General features: G+C 60.9%; 30 protein-coding genes. 29 read left to right on the top strand and 1 reads right to left on the bottom strand.

Annotation, left to right across the window (positions count from 1 at the left end; translation table 11 throughout):
• The 28 genes from LSG43_RS15140 to rplQ form a co-directional block, all read left to right on the top strand.
• Positions 1-569, top strand: a 569-nt coding sequence (locus LSG43_RS15140; RefSeq protein WP_255714513.1) for an EF-Tu C-terminal domain-related protein, incomplete at its 5' end; no start/stop codon positions are given.
• Positions 570-641: 72 nt separating this feature from the next.
• On the top strand, positions 642-950 hold the full coding sequence (gene rpsJ / locus LSG43_RS15135; RefSeq protein WP_014130837.1) for a 30S ribosomal protein S10: 309 nt from the start codon (positions 642-644) through the stop codon (positions 948-950).
• Between the two features lie 94 nt (positions 951-1,044).
• Complete coding sequence (gene rplC / locus LSG43_RS15130) at positions 1,045-1,746, top strand: 50S ribosomal protein L3 (RefSeq protein ID WP_231805652.1); 702 nt, start codon at positions 1,045-1,047, stop codon at positions 1,744-1,746.
• Entirely contained in the window at positions 1,746-2,366 is a 621-nt protein-coding gene (gene rplD, locus LSG43_RS15125; protein WP_231805650.1) for a 50S ribosomal protein L4, read from the top strand. Before rplC ends, rplD begins: the two co-directional genes overlap by 1 nt.
• On the top strand, positions 2,363-2,656 hold the full coding sequence (locus tag LSG43_RS15120) for a 50S ribosomal protein L23 (RefSeq protein ID WP_231805648.1): 294 nt from the start codon (positions 2,363-2,365) through the stop codon (positions 2,654-2,656). The genes rplD and LSG43_RS15120 overlap by 4 nt, the downstream gene beginning before the upstream one ends.
• Positions 2,657-2,677: 21 nt before the next feature.
• A complete protein-coding gene (rplB, locus tag LSG43_RS15115) occupies positions 2,678-3,517 on the top strand; it encodes a 50S ribosomal protein L2 (protein WP_231805646.1) in 840 nt (279 codons plus the stop codon).
• A gap of 5 nt (positions 3,518-3,522) precedes the next feature.
• A complete protein-coding gene (gene rpsS / locus LSG43_RS15110; protein WP_231805644.1) occupies positions 3,523-3,801 on the top strand; it encodes a 30S ribosomal protein S19 in 279 nt (92 codons plus the stop codon).
• 2 nt (positions 3,802-3,803) lie between these two features.
• The gene (gene rplV, locus LSG43_RS15105) at positions 3,804-4,184 is read left to right on the top strand and encodes a 50S ribosomal protein L22 (RefSeq protein ID WP_231805642.1); all 381 of its coding nucleotides are present in this window, start codon (positions 3,804-3,806) and stop codon (positions 4,182-4,184) included.
• A complete protein-coding gene (gene rpsC, locus LSG43_RS15100; protein WP_231805640.1) occupies positions 4,184-4,900 on the top strand; it encodes a 30S ribosomal protein S3 in 717 nt (238 codons plus the stop codon). The genes rplV and rpsC overlap by 1 nt, the downstream gene beginning before the upstream one ends.
• A 5-nt stretch (positions 4,901-4,905) precedes the next feature.
• Positions 4,906-5,319, top strand: a complete 414-nt coding sequence (rplP, locus tag LSG43_RS15095; protein ID WP_231805638.1) for a 50S ribosomal protein L16 — start codon at positions 4,906-4,908, stop codon at positions 5,317-5,319.
• Positions 5,320-5,333: 14 nt separating this feature from the next.
• Positions 5,334-5,531, top strand: coding sequence for a 50S ribosomal protein L29 (rpmC, locus tag LSG43_RS15090; RefSeq protein ID WP_231805636.1), 198 nt, complete (start codon positions 5,334-5,336; stop codon positions 5,529-5,531).
• Between the two features lie 10 nt (positions 5,532-5,541).
• Complete coding sequence (gene rpsQ, locus LSG43_RS15085; protein WP_231805634.1) at positions 5,542-5,775, top strand: 30S ribosomal protein S17; 234 nt, start codon at positions 5,542-5,544, stop codon at positions 5,773-5,775.
• A 74-nt stretch (positions 5,776-5,849) separates the two neighbouring features.
• The gene (gene rplN, locus LSG43_RS15080; protein ID WP_127143352.1) at positions 5,850-6,218 is read left to right on the top strand and encodes a 50S ribosomal protein L14; all 369 of its coding nucleotides are present in this window, start codon (positions 5,850-5,852) and stop codon (positions 6,216-6,218) included.
• The gene (gene rplX, locus LSG43_RS15075; protein ID WP_231805632.1) at positions 6,218-6,532 is read left to right on the top strand and encodes a 50S ribosomal protein L24; all 315 of its coding nucleotides are present in this window, start codon (positions 6,218-6,220) and stop codon (positions 6,530-6,532) included. The genes rplN and rplX overlap by 1 nt, the downstream gene beginning before the upstream one ends.
• On the top strand, positions 6,525-7,079 hold the full coding sequence (gene rplE, locus LSG43_RS15070) for a 50S ribosomal protein L5 (RefSeq protein ID WP_231805630.1): 555 nt from the start codon (positions 6,525-6,527) through the stop codon (positions 7,077-7,079). Before rplX ends, rplE begins: the two co-directional genes overlap by 8 nt.
• A 36-nt stretch (positions 7,080-7,115) precedes the next feature.
• Positions 7,116-7,421 carry a 30S ribosomal protein S14 gene (gene rpsN, locus LSG43_RS15065; protein ID WP_231805628.1) on the top strand — a complete coding sequence of 102 codons (306 nt, stop codon included), beginning with the start codon at positions 7,116-7,118 and terminating at the stop codon, positions 7,419-7,421.
• A gap of 12 nt (positions 7,422-7,433) precedes the next feature.
• Positions 7,434-7,832, top strand: coding sequence for a 30S ribosomal protein S8 (gene rpsH, locus LSG43_RS15060; RefSeq protein ID WP_231805626.1), 399 nt, complete (start codon positions 7,434-7,436; stop codon positions 7,830-7,832).
• A 51-nt stretch (positions 7,833-7,883) separates the two neighbouring features.
• Entirely contained in the window at positions 7,884-8,417 is a 534-nt protein-coding gene (rplF, locus tag LSG43_RS15055; RefSeq protein WP_231805624.1) for a 50S ribosomal protein L6, read from the top strand.
• Positions 8,418-8,429: 12 nt separating this feature from the next.
• Positions 8,430-8,783: a 50S ribosomal protein L18 gene (gene rplR / locus LSG43_RS15050; protein ID WP_304622656.1), complete on the top strand. Its 354-nt coding sequence runs from the start codon at positions 8,430-8,432 to the stop codon at positions 8,781-8,783.
• A 39-nt stretch (positions 8,784-8,822) separates the two neighbouring features.
• Positions 8,823-9,353, top strand: a complete 531-nt coding sequence (gene rpsE, locus LSG43_RS15045; protein WP_231805620.1) for a 30S ribosomal protein S5 — start codon at positions 8,823-8,825, stop codon at positions 9,351-9,353.
• Positions 9,354-9,380: 27 nt separating this feature from the next.
• Entirely contained in the window at positions 9,381-9,569 is a 189-nt protein-coding gene (rpmD, locus tag LSG43_RS15040; RefSeq protein ID WP_231805618.1) for a 50S ribosomal protein L30, read from the top strand.
• Positions 9,570-9,584: 15 nt separating this feature from the next.
• Positions 9,585-10,067 carry a 50S ribosomal protein L15 gene (gene rplO, locus LSG43_RS15035; RefSeq protein ID WP_231805616.1) on the top strand — a complete coding sequence of 161 codons (483 nt, stop codon included), beginning with the start codon at positions 9,585-9,587 and terminating at the stop codon, positions 10,065-10,067.
• A gap of 150 nt (positions 10,068-10,217) precedes the next feature.
• Positions 10,218-11,552, top strand: coding sequence for a preprotein translocase subunit SecY (gene secY / locus LSG43_RS15030; protein ID WP_231805614.1), 1,335 nt, complete (start codon positions 10,218-10,220; stop codon positions 11,550-11,552).
• Positions 11,549-12,115: an adenylate kinase gene (locus LSG43_RS15025; protein WP_231805612.1), complete on the top strand. Its 567-nt coding sequence runs from the start codon at positions 11,549-11,551 to the stop codon at positions 12,113-12,115. Before secY ends, LSG43_RS15025 begins: the two co-directional genes overlap by 4 nt.
• A 183-nt stretch (positions 12,116-12,298) precedes the next feature.
• Positions 12,299-12,667 (top strand): 30S ribosomal protein S13, encoded by a 369-nt coding sequence (gene rpsM, locus LSG43_RS15020; protein ID WP_231805610.1) that lies wholly within the window; start codon positions 12,299-12,301, stop codon positions 12,665-12,667.
• Between the two features lie 85 nt (positions 12,668-12,752).
• On the top strand, positions 12,753-13,145 hold the full coding sequence (rpsK, locus tag LSG43_RS15015) for a 30S ribosomal protein S11 (RefSeq protein WP_231805608.1): 393 nt from the start codon (positions 12,753-12,755) through the stop codon (positions 13,143-13,145).
• Between the two features lie 86 nt (positions 13,146-13,231).
• Positions 13,232-14,260 carry a DNA-directed RNA polymerase subunit alpha gene (locus LSG43_RS15010; RefSeq protein ID WP_231805606.1) on the top strand — a complete coding sequence of 343 codons (1,029 nt, stop codon included), beginning with the start codon at positions 13,232-13,234 and terminating at the stop codon, positions 14,258-14,260.
• Positions 14,261-14,294: 34 nt separating this feature from the next.
• A complete protein-coding gene (rplQ, locus tag LSG43_RS15005) occupies positions 14,295-14,720 on the top strand; it encodes a 50S ribosomal protein L17 (protein ID WP_231805604.1) in 426 nt (141 codons plus the stop codon).
• A 63-nt stretch (positions 14,721-14,783) separates the two neighbouring features.
• Here rplQ and LSG43_RS15000 read toward each other — a convergent pair whose 3' ends face one another.
• Positions 14,784-15,935, bottom strand: a complete 1,152-nt coding sequence (locus LSG43_RS15000) for a type III PLP-dependent enzyme domain-containing protein (RefSeq protein WP_231805603.1) — start codon at positions 15,933-15,935, stop codon at positions 14,784-14,786.
• Positions 15,936-16,217: 282 nt separating this feature from the next.
• Here LSG43_RS15000 and LSG43_RS14995 point away from each other — a divergent pair, with 282 nt between their 5' ends.
• Positions 16,218-17,552 (top strand): replication-associated recombination protein A, encoded by a 1,335-nt coding sequence (locus LSG43_RS14995; RefSeq protein ID WP_439652048.1) that lies wholly within the window; start codon positions 16,218-16,220, stop codon positions 17,550-17,552.
• The last annotated feature ends 61 nt before the right edge of the window (positions 17,553-17,613 follow it).

The following is a 17,613-nucleotide window of genomic DNA, read 5'->3' as shown; positions in this document are numbered from 1 at the left end:
CGAAGGACCAGCCGTTCCTGATGCCGGTTGAAGACGTGTTCTCGATCTCGGGCCGCGGTACGGTTGTGACCGGGCGCGTGGAGCGCGGGATCGTCAAGGTCGGCGACGAAGTCGAGATCGTCGGCATCAAGGCGACGCAGAAGACGACGGTGACCGGTGTGGAGATGTTCCGCAAGCTGCTCGACAGCGGCGAAGCGGGCGACAACATCGGCGCGCTGATCCGCGGTATCGACCGCACGCAGGTGGAACGCGGGCAGGTGCTGTGCAAGCCCGGCTCTGTGACGCCGCACACCAAGTTCGTTGCCGAAGCCTACATCCTGACCAAGGACGAAGGCGGTCGTCATACGCCGTTCTTCACCAACTACCGTCCGCAGTTCTACTTCCGGACGACGGACGTGACCGGTGTTGTGACGCTGAAGGAAGGCGTCGAGATGGTTATGCCGGGCGACAATGTGGAGATGAACGTGGAGCTGATCGTGCCGATCGCGATGGAAGAGAAGCTCCGCTTCGCCATCCGCGAAGGCGGCCGTACCGTCGGCGCAGGCGTCGTCTCTAAGATTGTCGAGTAAGTTCAAGCCAATAGCGAGTGCGGTGCGCCGCCAAAACAGCGCACCGCGCTCCTTTTTTCGGGATAGAACAAAATGAACGGTCAGAACATTCGCATTCGGCTCAAGGCGTTCGACCACCGGGTTCTGGACAACTCGACGCGTGAAATCGTCAACACGGCGAAGCGCACCGGTGCCCAGGTCCGTGGCCCGATCCCGCTGCCGACGCGAATTGACAAGTACACTGTCAACCGGTCGCCCCACGTCGACAAGAAGAGCCGCGAGCAGTTCGAAATCCGGACTCACAAGCGTCTTCTGGACATCGTGGATCCGACCCCCCAGACGGTGGACGCCCTGATGAAGCTCGATCTGGCGGCCGGTGTGGACGTCGAGATCAAGCTCTAAAGACCAAGAAGGTTTTCGCGTATTCCGCTTAATTCGGGTCCTCTTGGACAAAACAATGACCCGGGAATACGCCTAAGAGAAAAGGTAACAACCGATGCGTTCTGGAGTGATCGCACAGAAGCTGGGAATGACCCGCATCTTCACCGATGACGGCGCGCATGTCCCCGTCACGGTTCTGGCGCTGCAAGGCTGCCAGGTGGTGGGCCAGCGGACGCAGGAAAAAGACGGCTATGTCGCGCTGCAGCTTGGCGCCGGCTCGGTCAAGGTCAAGAATGTCAACAAGGCCCAGCGCGGCCAGTTCGCCTCTGCCAAGGTCGAGCCCAAGCGCAAGGTCGTCGAGTTCCGCGTGAGCGAGGACAACCTCATCGACGTTGGCGCCGAACTCCTGGCCGACCACTTCGCCGAAGGGCAGTTGGTCGATGTGACCGGCACCTCGATCGGCAAGGGCTTTGCCGGTGCGATGAAGCGCCACAATTTCGGTGGTCTGCGGGCTTCGCACGGTGTCTCGATTTCGCACCGCTCGCACGGTTCGACCGGTAACAGCCAGGACCCCGGCAAGGTGTTCAAGGGCAAGAAGATGGCCGGCCATATGGGTGACGCGCGCGTCACGACGCAGAACGTCAAGGTCGTCAAGACCGACGTCGAGCGCGGGCTGATCATGGTTCAGGGTTCGGTTCCGGGCGCCAAGGGCGGCTGGATCCAGATCCGCGACGCCGTCAAGAAGCCCGCACCGGAAGGCGTTGCTCGCCCCGGTTCGTTCAAGGTTGCTGCCGCCGCGAATGGGGAGAGTGCATAATGGAACTCCAGGTCACAACCCTCGAGGGTAAGTCGGCCGGCAAGGTGACGCTCGACGATGCCGTATTCGGCCTCGAGCCGCGCGCGGATCTCATCCAGCGCATGGTGCGTTACCAGCAGCTCAAGAAGATGGCCGGCACGCATGCGGTCAAGAACCGCGCCGACGTCTCGATGACGGGCAAGAAGTTCGTGCGTCAGAAGGGTTCGGGCGGCGCCCGTCACGGTTCGCGGCGCACCAACATCTTCCGTGGCGGCGGCAGGGCATTCGGCCCCACGCCGCGCAGCCACGCGATCGAGCTGCCCAAGAAGGTCCGCGCGCTTGCGCTCAAGCATGCGCTTTCGGCCAAGGCGAAGGCGGGCGAATTGATCATTCTCGACAAGGCCGTTGCCGATGCACCCAAGACCGGTGCGCTTCGCGAGGTCTTTGGCAAGCTCGGGCTTTCGAACGCGCTGATTATCGGCGGCGCCGAACTGGATACGAATTTCGCGCTCGCTGCGCGCAACATTCCCCAGATCGACGTGCTGCCGGCTCAGGGCATCAATGTTTACGACATTCTGCGCCGCAAAAAGCTGGTCCTGACCAAGGACGCGCTGGCTGCGCTGGAGGGCCGGTTCCAATGAGCGCTGTCAAGCATTACGACATTATCCGCAACCCGGTCGTTACTGAAAAGTCGACGCTGGCTTCGGAAAACGGCCAGGTCGTGTTCGACGTGGCGATCGATGCCACCAAGCCTGAAATCAAGGCAGCGGTCGAAGCGCTGTTCGAGGTGAAGGTCAAGGCGGTGAACACCATCGTGCGCAAAGGCAAGAGCAAGCGGTTCCGCGGGTTCGCCGGTAAGCGCAAAGACGTCAAGAAGGCCGTTGTGACCCTCGTTGACGGCCAGACCATCGATATTTCGACCGGTCTGTAAGCAAGGCGAAGGAAGAGAGAAATGGCTCTTAAGAACTACAATCCGACCTCGCCGGGCCGCCGTCAGCTTGTCGGTGTCAACCGCAGCGAGCTCTGGAATGGCGCTCCGGTCAAGAAGCTGACCGAAGGTCTGACGAAGTCGGGCGGCCGCAATAATAACGGCCGCGTGACCTCGTTCCACCGTGGCGGCGGGCACAAGCGGCGTTACCGCATGGTCGATTTCAAGCGCACCAAGTTCGACGTCGTCGGCACTGTGGAGCGGCTGGAATACGATCCGAACCGGACAGCGTTCATCGCGCTGGTCAACTACGAAGACGGTGAACAGGCCTATATCCTCGCCCCGCAGCGCCTTGCTGCCGGCGACAAGGTCGTGTCCTCGCTCTCGGCGGTTGACGTCAAGCCGGGCAACACCATGCCGCTCGAGCGCATGCCGGTTGGCACGATCGTTCATAATATCGAGCTGAAGCCCAAAAAGGGCGGTCAGATCGCGCGTTCGGCCGGTGCTTATGCACAGTATGTCGGCCGTGACGCGGGCTGGGCGATCCTCCGGCTCAACTCGGGTGAGCAGCGCCTGGTGCACGGTTCGTGCCTTGCGACCGTGGGCTCGGTTTCGAACCCCGATCACTCGAACACGAGCCTGGGCAAGGCCGGCCGCAGCCGCTGGCTGGGCAAGCGTCCGAACGTTCGCGGTGTCGCGATGAACCCGGTCGACCACCCGCACGGTGGTGGTGAAGGCCGCACCTCGGGCGGCCGTAACCCGGTCACCCCGTGGGGCAAGCCGACCAAGGGCAAGCGCACCCGCACCAATAAGGCGACGGACAAGTTCATCGTTCGCTCGCGCCACAATAGGAAGGGCAAGTAAGAGCCATGGCACGTTCCGTCTGGAAAGGGCCGTTTGTTGACGGTTACCTCTTGAAGAAGGCCGACAAGGTTCGCGAGTCCGGCCGCAACGAGGTCATCAAGATCTGGAGCCGGCGCTCCACGATCCTCCCGCAGTTCGTGGGGCTGACCTTCGGTGTCTATAACGGCCAGAAGCATGTTCCGGTGAACGTCACCGAAGACATGATCGGCCATAAGTTCGGTGAGTTTTCGCCCTCGCGCACCTATTACGGGCACGCGGCCGACAAGAAGGCGAAGAGGAAGTAACAATGGGCAAGCTAAAGCGTGAGCGCGTGCTCAAGGACAACGAGGCGAAAGCCGTCCTGCGCATGGTGCGGACCAGCCCCCAGAAGCTGAACCTCGTTGCCGCGATGATCCGCGGCAAGAAGGTCGAGAAGGCTCTTGCCGACCTGCAGTTTTCGCACAAGCGGATTGCCGGGCCGGTCAAGAAGACGCTCGAAAGCGCCATCGCCAATGCAGAGAACAATCATGGTCTCGACACCGACGCGCTCGTCGTCTCGGAAGCCTTCGTGGGCAAGGCGCTGGTGATGAAGCGGTTCCATGCCCGTGCACGTGGCCGGGGCGCGCGGATCCAGAAGCCGTTCTCGCACCTGACCATTGTCGTCCGTGAAGTCGAGGAGGCCGTCTGATGGGCCAGAAAGTCAATCCGATCGGGCTTCGGCTCGGTATCAACCGGACCTGGGATTCGCGCTGGTTCGCCAATAAGGGCGAGTATGGCTCGCTCCTTCAGGAAGACCTCAAGATCCGCGAAATGCTCGAAGCCGAGCTCAAGCAGGCTGCGGTTTCCAAGATCGTCATCGAGCGTCCGCACCGCAAGTGCCGGATTTCGATCCACTCGGCCCGTCCGGGGATCGTGATCGGCAAGAAGGGCGCGGATATCGAGAAGATCCGTAACAAGGTCAAGAAGTTCACCAATTCGGAAGTGCACATCAACATCGTTGAAGTGCGCAAGCCGGAAACCGATGCGACACTGGTCGCCCAGGGCATCGCCCAGCAGCTCGAACGCCGCGTGGCGTTCCGCCGGGCCATGAAGCGTGCGGTGCAGACCGCAATGCGCATGGGCGCCCAGGGTATCCGGGTCAATGTCGGTGGCCGCCTCGGCGGCGCGGACATCGCGCGTACCGAATGGTACCGCGAGGGCCGGGTTCCGCTTCACACGCTGCGTGCGGATGTCGACTATGGCGTTGCGGAAGCTGCCACGACCTACGGCATCATCGGGATCAAGGTGTGGATCTTCAAGGGCGAGATCATGGAGCATGATCCGATGGCCCATGAGCGCCGCGCAACCGAAGGTGGTGACGGCGGCGGGCAGGGCCGTCGCGCTCCGGCTGCTGATAGGACGTAAGAACAATGTTGCAACCGAAACGTACAAAGTTCCGCAAGGCCCACAAGGGCCGGATCCATGGCGTCGCCAAAGGCGGCACCAACCTCAATTTTGGCGAATATGGCTTGAAGGCTCAGGAACCTGAGCGTATAACCGCCCGCCAGATCGAGGCCGCGCGCCGTGCCATGACCCGCTATATGAAGCGTGCCGGCCGCGTATGGATCCGGGTTTTCCCGGATGTGCCTGTGTCGTCCAAGCCGACTGAAGTCCGTATGGGTAAGGGCAAGGGTTCGCCTGAATATTGGGCCGCCCGCGTCAAGCCCGGCCGGATCATGTTCGAGATCGACGGCGTAAGTGAAGAAGTTGCGCGTGAAGCGTTGCGTCTTGCGGCCATGAAGCTGCCGATCAAGACGCGGTTCGTTTCCCGTATTGCAGACTAAGGACGAGTGAAGCGATGAAGCCGAGCGACGTTAGGGCCAAAACGGTCGACGAACTCAACGACGAGCTCGTCAACCTCAAGAAAGAGCAGTTCAATCTGCGTTTCCAGCGCGCAACCCAGCAGCTGGAGAACACCGCGCAGGTGCGCAAGGTCCGCCGCGACATCGCGCGGGTTCAGACCGTGCTGCGCGAAAAGCGCGCGGAAGCGAAGTAAGGAGACACCAATGCCCAAGCGTATCCTGCAGGGGACCGTGGTCTCCGACAAGAACGAGAAGACGGTGGTGGTTAGCGTCGAGCGGCGCTTTACCCACCCGATTCTGAAAAAGACGGTGCGCCGTTCCAAGAAGTATCATGCCCATGACGAGGCCGGTTCGGCCAAGATCGGGGATGTGGTGCAGATCGAGGAATGCGCTCCGATCTCCAAGACCAAGCGCTGGACAGTCGTAGCGACCGCTTAGCGCCACGCACAATCAAGACGTCTGGGTCGAGCCGGCATGACGGCGGACCCTAAGATAAAAGAAGGCAACCAGTCATGATTCAGATGCAAACAAATCTCGACGTCGCCGATAATTCCGGCGCCCGTCGTGTTATGTGCATCAAGGTGCTGGGCGGTTCGCATCGCAAGTATGCGTCGGTTGGCGACATCATCGTGGTGTCGGTCAAGGACGCGATCCCGCGCGGCCGCGTCAAGAAGGGCCAGGTGATGAAGGCCGTGGTGGTTCGTACCGCGTCCGATATCCGCCGCCCCGACGGCACCGTGATCCGTTTCGACCGTAATGCGGCAGTGATCATCAACAACAACAAGGAACCTGTCGGGACCCGTATTTTCGGCCCGGTTCCGCGTGAGTTGCGTGCCAAGAACCACATGAAGATCATCTCGCTCGCCCCGGAGGTGCTGTAATGGCCGCCAAGATCAAAAAGGGTGACAAGGTCATCGTGCTGGCCGGCAAGGACAAAGGCAAGACCGGCGAAGTGCTGCAGGTCATCCCGTCCGAAACCCGCGCGGTCGTCCAGGGTATCAACCTCGTCAAGCGCCACCAGCGCCAGACGCAGACCCAGGATGCCGGGATCATCACCAAGGAAGCGCCGATCCATCTGAGCAATATCGCTCTTTTGGACGCCAAGGAAAACAAGCCGACCCGAGTTGGCTTCAAGATCGAAGACGGCGTCAAGAAGCGCGTCGCTAAGCGTTCTGGAGAAGTGATCGATGGCTGAGACTTACATTCCGCGCCTGCGCACGCATTATGAAGATGTGGTGCGCGCCGGTCTCACCGAGACCTTCAACTATACGAACCCCATGCAGGTGCCCAAGCTCGAGAAAGTGGTTCTCAACATGGGCGTCGGCGAGGCCGTCGGTGATAGCAAGAAGGTGAAGGCCGCGCTGGCCGATCTGGAAAAGATTGCCGGCCAGAAGCCCGTCATCACGTACGCCCGCAAGTCGATCGCCGGCTTCAAGGTGCGTGAAGGCATGCCGCTGGGCGTCAAGGTCACGCTGCGCCGTGCCCAGATGTACGAGTTCATCGACCGCCTTGTGAACGTGGCGCTGCCGCGTGTCCGCGACTTCCGCGGACTGAACCCCAAGAGCTTCGATGGCCGCGGCAACTACGCCATGGGCATCAAGGAACACATCGTGTTCCCCGAGATCAACTATGACCAGATCGAGCAGGTCTGGGGCATGGATGTGATCATCACGACCACGGCGAAGACCGACGACGAAGCGCGTGCGCTTCTCAGGGCTTTCAATTTCCCGTTCCGGCAGTAGTCCGGGGCAGGGAAGAGAGACGAAAGAGAGACTGAAATGGCTAAAGTAAGCGCCATCGAGAAGAACAAGCGCCGCGCCAAGCTCGCCAAGCAGTACGCCGGTAAGCGTGCCGCCCTCAAGGCGAAGGCGAAGGACGAGTCGCTGTCGTTCGAAGAGCGTTTTGCTGCGCAGCTCAAACTGGCCGAACTGCCGCGCAACGCGTCGCCTGTGCGCGTCCGCAACCGCTGCGAAGTGTCGGGCCGTCCGCGCGGATATTACCGCAAGCTCAAGCTGAGCCGTGTTGCGCTGCGCGAGCTGGGCAACATGGGTAAGATCCCCGGCCTGGTCAAGTCGAGCTGGTAAGGAAGAAAGAACATGACACTTATCGATCCGCTTGGCGATATGCTGACCCGCATCCGCAATGCGCAGATGCGCCGTCGCGACGTTGTGCGCACGCCGGCTTCCAAGCTCCGCGCCCACGTTCTGGACGTTCTCAAGTCCGAGGGCTTCATTCGCGGCTATACCGAACAGACCAGCGATAACGGTCTTCCCGAGTTCAGCATCGAGTTGAAGTATTCGGAAAACCAGCCGGTCATCCGTGAGCTGCAGAGGGTGTCCAAGCCTGGCCGCCGGGTTTACGCATCGGTCAAGAACATTCCCGTTGTCGGCAACGGTCTCGGTGTTTCGATCCTTTCCACCCCCAAGGGTGTTCTGGCCGATCACCAGGCGCGTGCTGAAAATGTTGGCGGTGAGGTGCTCTGCCGCGTCTTCTAAGACGGCAGGGCGGGCACCACACACCAAAGAGAAGACGAAAAGGCGAAGAAAATGTCGCGTATTGGCAAAAAGCCGGTTGCTCCGGTCGGCGGCGTGACGGTCTCGGTTGATGGCCAGACGGTCACCGCCAAGGGGCCGAAGGGCGAGCTGAGCGTCGAGCTCATCGATTGGGTGAAGCCCGAGATGACCGATGACGGCGTTGTGGTGACGCCCTATGACGATAGCCGCGAGGCCCGTTCGGCCTGGGGGATGTCGCGCTCGTTGGTCCAGAACATCGTGGACGGTGTGTCCAAGGGGTTCGAGCGCAAGCTCGTGATCAACGGCGTGGGCTACCGCGCGCAGATGCAGGGTTCTGACTTGAAGCTTTCGCTCGGGTTTTCCCATGAAGTGATCTTCAAGGCACCCGACGGCATCCAGCTTGCCGCACCGACGCAGACGGAAATCGTCGTGTCGGGCATCGACAAGCAGCAGGTGGGCCAGGTGGCGGCGAATATCCGCGAGTTCCGTCCGCCGGAGCCGTATAAGGGTAAGGGTGTTCGTTATGAGAACGAGCACATTTACCGCAAGGAAGGCAAGAAGAAGTAAGGATTGGTCACAATGGCTAAAGTTTCGGGTGTCGAGCGCCGTAAGGCTCGGGTCCGCAAGGCCATCAAGGCGCGTGCCAATGGCCGTCCGCGTCTTTCGGTCTTCCGGTCGGAGAAGAACATTTACGCACAGATCATCGACGATGCGAACGGGCGCACGCTGGCTGCGGCTTCTTCGCTCGAGAAGGATCTCAAGATCGATAACGGTGCCAATCAGGCCGCTGCCGCTACCGTCGGCAAGGCTCTGGCTGAGCGCGCGACCAAGGCCGGTGTTGGCGAAGTCGTCTTCGACCGCGGCGGTTACATTTTCCATGGCCGGGTGAAGGCCCTGGCCGATGCCGCCCGTGAGGGTGGGTTGCGCTTCTAAGCGAAGCCAACGTGAACACGAAAGATAAGAGCTGAGACGATGAGAGACATTCAAGAGCGCGACAGCGAGTTTGTAGATCGCCTGGTGCATATCAATCGCGTCGCCAAGGTGGTGAAGGGCGGCCGGCGGTTCGGCTTTGCCGCGCTCGTGGTCGTTGGCGATCAGAAGGGCCGCGTCGGTTTCGGTCACGGCAAGGCGCGCGAAGTGCCTGAAGCCATCCGCAAGGCAACCGAGCAGGCCAAGCGGCAGATGATCCGGGTTCCGCTTCGCGAAGCCCGCACGCTGCATCACGACGTTACCGGCCGTCACGGCGCGGGCAAGGTGATCCTGCGTGCGGCTCCGGCGGGCACCGGTATCATCGCGGGTGGTCCGATGCGTGCCGTGTTCGAAACGCTGGGCATCAACGACATCGTCGCCAAGTCGCAGGGTTCGCAGAACCCCTACAACATGGTGCGGGCGACCTTCGAGGCGCTCAAGAATGTCGACAGCCCGCGCTCGGTTGCTGCGCGCCGGGGTCTCAAGGTTTCCGAACTGCAGGCTCGCCGCGGCGAAGCTGCCGTCGAAGCCTGACGCTGACGGTGAAGACGGAGAAAAACAATGGCTAAGAAGACGCTCATCGTCGAGCAGATCGGCAGCCCGATCCGCCGCAAGGAAGATCAACGCGCGACGCTCGTGGGGCTTGGGCTCAACAAGATGCATCGCCGCCGGGAACTCGAAGACACCCCTTCGGTCCGTGGCATGATCGCGAAAGTTGCCCACCTCGTCCGCGTCGTGGACGAGCAGTAAGAGGGATTATTCGACATGAAACTCAACGAGATTGCCGATAAGCCCGGCGCCAACAAGGCGCGCGTCCGCGTCGGCCGTGGCATCGGTTCGGGCCTCGGCAAGACCGGCGGCCGCGGCGTCAAGGGCCAGAAGTCCCGTTCGGGCGTTGCGATCAACGGCTTCGAAGGCGGGCAGATGCCGCTCCATATGCGGATGCCCAAGCGCGGTTTCAACAATGCGTTTGCCAAGAAGTGGAATGCGGTGCGTCTTGACCGGATCCAGGCCTATATCGATAGCGGCAAGCTCGACGCCAAGGGCGTCGTGGATGCCGAAGCGCTCGTCAAGGCCGGCGTCATCCGCCGTGCGAAGGACGGCGTACGCCTGATCAACGGCAACACCGAATTCTCCGCCAAGAAGGTGACCTTCAAGGTTGCGCATGCATCGGCGGGCGCCATCGCCGCGATCGAAGCTGCCGGCGGCAAGGTCGAGGTGGTCGGCAAGGCCGCCCAGGGCGAATAATTCGAACCGACCAAGGAGCGCGCTCTCGGAGATTCCCGTTTCTATGGGATTGCACGAGGGCGCGCTCTGACTATATCAGAGCATTGTCTTTTTCTCTTAGGGCCGGTCATGGCCCTTTGATTTGCTCTTTTTTGGAGTAGGGGAGCCGTCATGGCGTCTGCAGCCGAGCAACTGGCCCGCAATATGAGCTTTTCGACGTTCTCGAAAGCCAAGGACCTTCAAAAGCGTATCCTTTTCACCCTGGGCGCCCTGCTCGTATATCGCCTCGGCACCTATATCCCGATCCCCGGCATCGACCCCGATGCTTTCGCCGCCACCTTCCAGCAGGCTCAGGGTGGCATTTTTGGCTTGTTCAATATGTTTGCAGGTGGCGCTGTCGAGCGCCTGGCAATCTTTGCACTGAACCTCATTCCCTACATTACGGCCTCGATCGTGGTGCAGGTGCTTTCCACAGCCTCGCCCCGGCTTGAGCAGCTCAAGAAAGAAGGCGAGAGCGGGCGGCGCAAGCTCAACCAGTACACGCGCTACCTGACGGTCGTCTTCTGCGCGGTTCAGGCCTATGGTATCGCCGTCGGGCTCGAAGCGAGCGAAGGCGTGGTTGCCGATCCGGGCTGGTTCTTCCGCATTTCGACGATCATCACGCTCGTCGGCGGCACCATGTTCCTGATGTGGCTCGGCGAACAGGTCACCGCCCGGGGCGTGGGCAACGGCATTTCGCTGATCATCTTTGCCGGCATCGTCGCGTCGCTGCCCACGACGATCGCACAGACGCTCGAACTGAGCCGCACCGGGGCGCTGCCGACCATCGCGGTCGTCGGTATTCTGGTCGCCGGTATCGCCATCATCGGCGTCATCGTCTTCTTCGAGCGCGCCCAGCGCCGGCTGCTGATCCAGTATCCGAAGCGCCAGGTGGGCAACAAGATGTATCAGGGCGACACCTCGCACCTGCCGTTGAAGCTCAACACCGCAGGCGTTATTCCGGTGATCTTCGCCTCGTCTCTTCTGCTACTGCCGGCGACGATCGCGACGTTCACGGCGCAGGGCGATGCGCCGCAGTGGCTGCAGGTGATCTCGGCGGTTCTCGGGCGCGGGCAACCGCTCTATCTGGCGTTCTTTGCCGCGATGATCATCTTCTTTTCGTTCTTTTATACCTCGATCGTCTTCAACCCGACCGAGACGGCGGATAACCTCAAGCGCTCGGGCGGGTTCATTCCCGGCATCCGGCCCGGCGAACGGACGGCGCAACATATCGACTATGTGCTGACCCGTATCACGGTGGTCGGTGCGATCTACCTCACTTTCGTTGCCCTTATTCCGGAAATCTTCCTGAGCCAGCTCAACATTTCCGCGTTCTTGGGGGGCACCTCGCTGCTCATCATGGTGACGGTGACGCTCGACACGGTCAGCCAGATCCAGAGCCATCTGATTGCGCAGCAGTATGAAGGCATGATCAAGAAATCTCGCTTGGGAGGACGTCGTAGATGAGGCTTGTACTGTTGGGGCCCCCGGGTGCGGGGAAGGGGACGCAGGCTCAGATCCTCGTCGAAACGTACAATATTCCGCAGCTTTCAACGGGCGACATGCTGCGGGCTGCCATCAAGGCGGGAACGCCGTTGGGACTGGAAGCAAAGGCGATCGTCGACCGTGGAGATCTCGTATCCGACGCTATCGTCTCGGGGATTATCTCCGAACGCATGGACGAGCCGGATTGCGCGAACGGGTTCATCCTCGACGGCTTTCCCCGCACGATCGCGCAAGCCGAAGCGCTTGACGATATGCTCGACGCAAAAGGACTCAAACTCGATGCCGTCGTCGAGATCAAGGCGGATCCGGATGTGCTGATCGAGCGCATCATCAACCGGGCGAAAGAAACCGGTGGTGCTCGGACGGACGACAATGAAGACGTGCTGCGCAAGCGGCTCGTCGTCTACAACGAGCAGACCGCTCCCCTGGTCAGCTTTTACGCCGGACAGGGCCTTCTGCGCTCGGTCGACGGTATGCAGCCGATCAATGAAGTGACAGCCTCGATCAAGGCAGCGATCGAATAGTTAAATTAGGGCTTGACGCGGAGTTGACTTTCTTCCGTCGAGCCCTTAGAACCGCGCCCAGTCTCAGGAATTTCTCGAGGGCTGGATTCGGTTCCTTCCACTGGTGAGGGGGATCGGATGCCGGTCCCTTGTTGTTGAACGAAGTGGGGCGAAAAGCCCTCAGGTTAGATTAGGAGATCCGGCGTGGCTCGTATTGCTGGCGTCAATATCCCGACGAACAAGCGTGTTGTCATCGCGCTTCAGTACATTCACGGGATTGGGCCGAAGATGGCCTCTGAAATCTGCGAGAAAGTCAGCATTCCGGCGGAACGCCGTGTCAATGATCTGACCGACGCTGAAGTGATCCAGATCCGCGAAACCATCGACCGCGACTATGTGGTCGAGGGCGATCTGCGGCGGAACACGGCCATGAACATCAAGCGTTTGATGGATCTTGGCAACTATCGCGGACTGCGGCACCGCCGTGGCCTGCCGGTGCGCGGACAGCGTACCCACACGAATGCCCGTACCCGCAAGGGTCCGGCAAAACCGATCGCCGGCAAGAAGAAATAAGTCTCCGGGTTTTCCGGAGTCTTCGGTGGAGCTGCCCGTACCTGTGGTTGGTCAGGGCAGCGTTGAGATCGAATTGAGGAAGTAAATGGCAAGAACTGACACCACCCGCGTTCGCCGTCGCGAGCGCAAGAATATCAGTGCTGGCGTTGCACATGTGAACGCCTCGTTCAACAACACGATGGTTACCATCACCGACGTCCAGGGCAATACGATTTCCTGGTCGTCCGCTGGCACGATGGGCTTCAAGGGGTCGCGCAAGTCGACCCCCTATGCCGCCCAGATGGCCGCTGAAGACGCCGCCCGCAAGGCGCAGGAACACGGTATGAAGACCCTCGAAGTCGAGGTTCGCGGGCCGGGTTCTGGGCGTGAGTCCGCCCTGCGCGCGCTTCAGGCCGCTGGTTTTACCGTCACTTCGATCCGGGACGTTACATCCATCCCTCACAACGGATGCCGGCCGCGCAAGCGGCGTCGCGTCTGATGTGACCGGGCCCTCGCTTATGAAGAAGCGAGGGTTCGTTTCGGTTTGCGGCATGGCGGCCGGGGCAGGGCCGCACTTTTGAAAGGATGTTCAACGTGATGATCCAGAAAAACTGGCAAGAATTGATCAAGCCGACCAAGCTGGACGTTGTTCCGGGCAGCGATGCCGCGCGCGTGGCCTCCGTGGTCGCCGAGCCGCTTGAGCGCGGCTATGGCCTGACCCTTGGCAACACGCTGCGCCGCGTTCTGCTGTCTTCGCTGCAGGGCGCTGCGATCACCGCGATTCAGATCGACGGTGTGCTGCACGAATTCTCGTCGATCCCGGGCGTGCGCGAGGACGTTACCGATCTCGTGCTCAACGTCAAGGAAATCGCGATCAAGATGGCCGAGGAAGGCCCCAAGCGCTTGACGCTTTCCAAGCAGGGTCCCGGTGCGGTGACCGCCGGAGATATCAAGACGACGGGCGATATCGAGGTTTTGAACCCGGACCTCGTGATCTGCCATCTCGATGACGGCGCCGAGATCAACATCGAGTTCACGGTCAATACCGGCAAGGGCTATGTTCCCGCCGACCGCAACCGTCCCGAAGACGCGCCGATCGGCTATATCGCCGTCGATGCGCTGTTCTCGCCGGTCAAGCGGGTTTCCTATAAGGTCGAGAAGACCCGTGAGGGCCAGAACCTCGACTTCGACAAGCTGACCGTGCAGATCGAAACGAACGGCTCGGTGACTCCGGAAGATGCGCTCGCGTTTGCGGCTCGCATCGTTCAGGACCAGCTTTCGGTCTTCGTCAACTTCGAAGAGCCGACCAAGGAAAAGGCCGAAGAAGCCACACCCGAGCTTGCATTCAACCCTGCGCTGCTCAAGAAGGTGGACGAGCTCGAACTCTCTGTGCGTTCGGCCAATTGCCTCAAGAACGACAACATTGTCTATATCGGCGATCTCATTCAGAAGACGGAAGCGGAAATGCTCCGCACGCCGAACTTCGGGCGCAAGTCGCTCAACGAGATCAAGGAAGTTCTGGCTCAGATGGGCCTCCATCTCGGGATGGATGTTGCCAACTGGCCGCCTGAAAATATCGAAGACCTCGCCAAGCGTTACGAAGATCATTACTGATCTTCCGCGGGCTGAAAGCTACTAGGAGAGTACCATGCGCCACGGTAAATCCGGCCGCAAACTGAACCGGACCTCTTCGCATCGCAAGGCGATGTTCAAGAACATGTCCGCGGCCCTTATCAAGCACGAACAGATCGTCACGACCCTTCCAAAGGCGAAGGATCTGCGGCCGATCGTCGAAAAGCTCATCACGCTGGGCAAGCGCGGCGACCTGCATGCGCGCCGCCAGGCGGTTGCACAGATCGGCGACGAAGCGATGGCAAAGAAGCTCTTTGAGGTTCTCGGTCCGCGTTACAAGGACCGCAACGGCGGCTACACCCGCGTCCTCAAGGCCGGCTTCCGGCACGGCGATAATGCGCCGATGGCTGTGATCGAGTTTGTCGACCGCGACGTTGAAGCGCGCGGCAAGGATTCGGGCCCAACCGCCGAACAGGGCGGCGAGGAGAGCGAAGCGGCGTAAGCCATTTCGGTCCATCCAGAATAAAAAGGCCCGGAGCGATCCGGGCCTTTTTCGTTTTAAGGATCAGACGAGGATATCGTCCACCCGGTAAAGATCGCGGCGGTCGAAGCCGTTGAATGGGGTGAGGGAAGCCTGGGTATAGGCCCCCATGAGGCCGAACTCGATGTAGTCGTCCTCAGTGATGGATTCTGGCAGCACGAACTTCTGGGGCATCATGTCCCAGCTATCGCAGGTGGGCCCGAAGATGGTGAAGGTCCAGCTTTCGCCCGTGAGGATCTTGTCCCCCCGCCAGACGCGCAGCGGGGGCATGAACTCGAGGATCATAGCCTCCATCAGCGAGCCGTAGACGCCGTCGTTGAGATAGACTGACTGCTCGCCGCGCTGGTGTTTGACGCGAAGGAGCAGGGAGGTGGATGCGGTGACGAGGCCGCGGCCCGGCTCGGCGATCAACTGAGGACTGCTTGAGCCGAAGGTGTCGGCAACGGCAGTCTTGATGGTTTCGAAATAGACTTCGAGCGGCGGTGCGGAACTCGAAGGGTACGTGGCGGGAAAGCCGCCACCGACGTTAAGGCGCTTGAGCTCGATGCCGGCCTGCTGGGCGATGCGGCCCGCGGCCGCGATGTGGCGTTCGTAGGCATAAGCTTCCTCACACTGGCTGCCGACGTGGAAGCACAGGGACGTTGAATAGCCCATCGCCTTGGCAAGGGTGCAGATGGCGACGGCGCCTTCTTCCATGACGCCGAACTTGGTGCCGAAATCATAGGACTTGAGCGCCTTGCCTGCCTTGAAGCGGACAGTCACTTCGACGTCTTCGGTCGGCGGAATAACGGCCGCGAGCTGGTCGAGCTGGGCCACGTGGTCGATCGTAAAGGACCGCACGCCGTGTTCTTCATAGGCGCGCTGGATTTCGCGGCGGGACTTGATGGGATTGTTGTAGTGCAGGGCAGCGCCGGGGGCGTATTCCTCGATCATCGCCATTTCGCGATTCGAAGCGACATCGAACGCCTTGAGGCCTTCGCGGTGCATGATCTCAAGAATATGGTGCGACGGGTTGGCCTTGACCGCATAGGTCAACAGGCCGTCAAAGTTGGACTGAAACGTCCGGATTGTGTCGACGAGAATACGCTCGGAGAACAGGAAACTGGGATAATCCGGTTCCTCAGTCGTAATCAGCTCGGCGGTGTTGGCGTAGGCGCGCTGCGCTGCAATGTCCATTCACGGGACCCTCATCAGAGAAGTTGAAAGCGCGGGCTTATAGGGCGCATTGCCTCCCTTCGCAATGGCCATTTTCTGACTAGAGAAGCTTGATGACGATTCTGTGCATCACCATGTCCCAATCCTGTCAAATCCAAGGTTCAGATGCAAAGGCGCTGCGGCGTTGCCGGCACTGAACGGGATTGAAATTCGTGATATTGAAACGTTCGAATCCGTGACAGGCAAGGCTCGCACAGACCGGCCGATGGTGTTGCAGCGGGCCACCCGTTCCTTCAAGAGTGACTGATGACTGATCTGTTTCCAGACGACATCCCGTCGTCCCGCCGTGAGGAGATCGACGGGGACCGTCCGCTTGCCGACAAGCTGCGGCCGAAATCGCTCGAAGATGTGATCGGGCAGGCCCACATCCTGGGCGACGACGCGACGCTGCGCCGGATGCTGGCGTCGGGGCGGCTGGGGTCGCTCATCCTGTGGGGACCGCCGGGTACCGGCAAGACGACGGTCGCACGGCTGCTGGCGGATGCCGCCGGGTACAGGTTCGAGCAGATATCGGCGATCTTTTCGGGCGTAGCCGACCTCAAGAAGGTCTTCGAAACCGCGCGGACTGCGCGGCGGGCCGGGCAGAGGACGCTGTTGTTCGTCGATGAAATTCACCGGTTCAACCGGGCGCAGCAGGACAGCTTTCTGCCGGTGATGGAGGACGGGACGGTCGTGCTCGTTGGTGCGACGACGGAGAACCCGAGTTTCGAACTCAATGCGGCCTTGATGTCGCGGGCGCAGGTCTTGCGTTTCGAGAGTCTCAATCGCGACGATCTTCTGGCGCTGATCGGCCGGGCCGAGGCAGAGATGGGCAGGGACCTGCCGGTCGACGAAACGGCGCGCGAGACGCTGATGTCTCTCGCCGACGGGGATGGGCGCGCCCTTTTGGGGCTGGTCGAGGAGATATACGCCGTTACGGGGGCGGACGATGTGCTCGATCATGAGGCGCTGACGAAGCTCGTACAGCGCAGGGCGCCGATTTATGACAAGTCGCAGGATGGGCACTACAACCTGATTTCGGCGCTGCACAAGACGGTGCGGGGGTCGGACCCGGACGCGGCGCTTTATTATTTCGCGCGCATGATCGATGCGGGCGAGGACCCGATGTATCTGGCGCGGCGGCTCATTCGCATCGCGGCCGAAGATGTCGGGATGGCCGATCCGCAGGCCCTGCCGCTGGCGGTTGCGGCGAAGGATGCCTATCACATGCTGGGCTCTCCTGAGGGCGAACTGGCGTTGGCGGAGGCCGTGGTTTATCTCGCGACAGCGCCGAAGTCGAATGCGATCGAGGTGGCGTACAATAATGCGCTGGCGCTTGCCAAGAAGACCGGATCGCCGACGCCGCCGATGACGATCCTGAACGCGCCGACAAAACTCATGAAATCCGAGGGGTATGGCGAGGGCTATATCTACGACCACGATACGCCGGAGGGGTTTTCGGGGCAGGAGTATTTTCCCGCGAAGATCGGGCGGCAGAACTTCTATCAGCCGGTCGAGCGCGGGTTCGAGCGGGAAATCCGGAAGCGGATGGACTATTTCGCAAAGCTTCGGGCCACCAAACGCGAAAGCGGGATGTGACGCGGGGCGCGTTTCGCGCTAGAAGGGCGCCAGCAAGCGGGGCTGGGCCCAAGAGGGTAGA

Source organism: Pelagibacterium xiamenense, assembly GCF_021166475.1.
GTDB lineage: Bacteria > Pseudomonadota > Alphaproteobacteria > Rhizobiales > Devosiaceae > Pelagibacterium > Pelagibacterium xiamenense.
The sequence above is the reverse complement of the archived record's forward strand: the minus strand, read 5'-3'. Positions and strand labels throughout refer to the sequence as shown.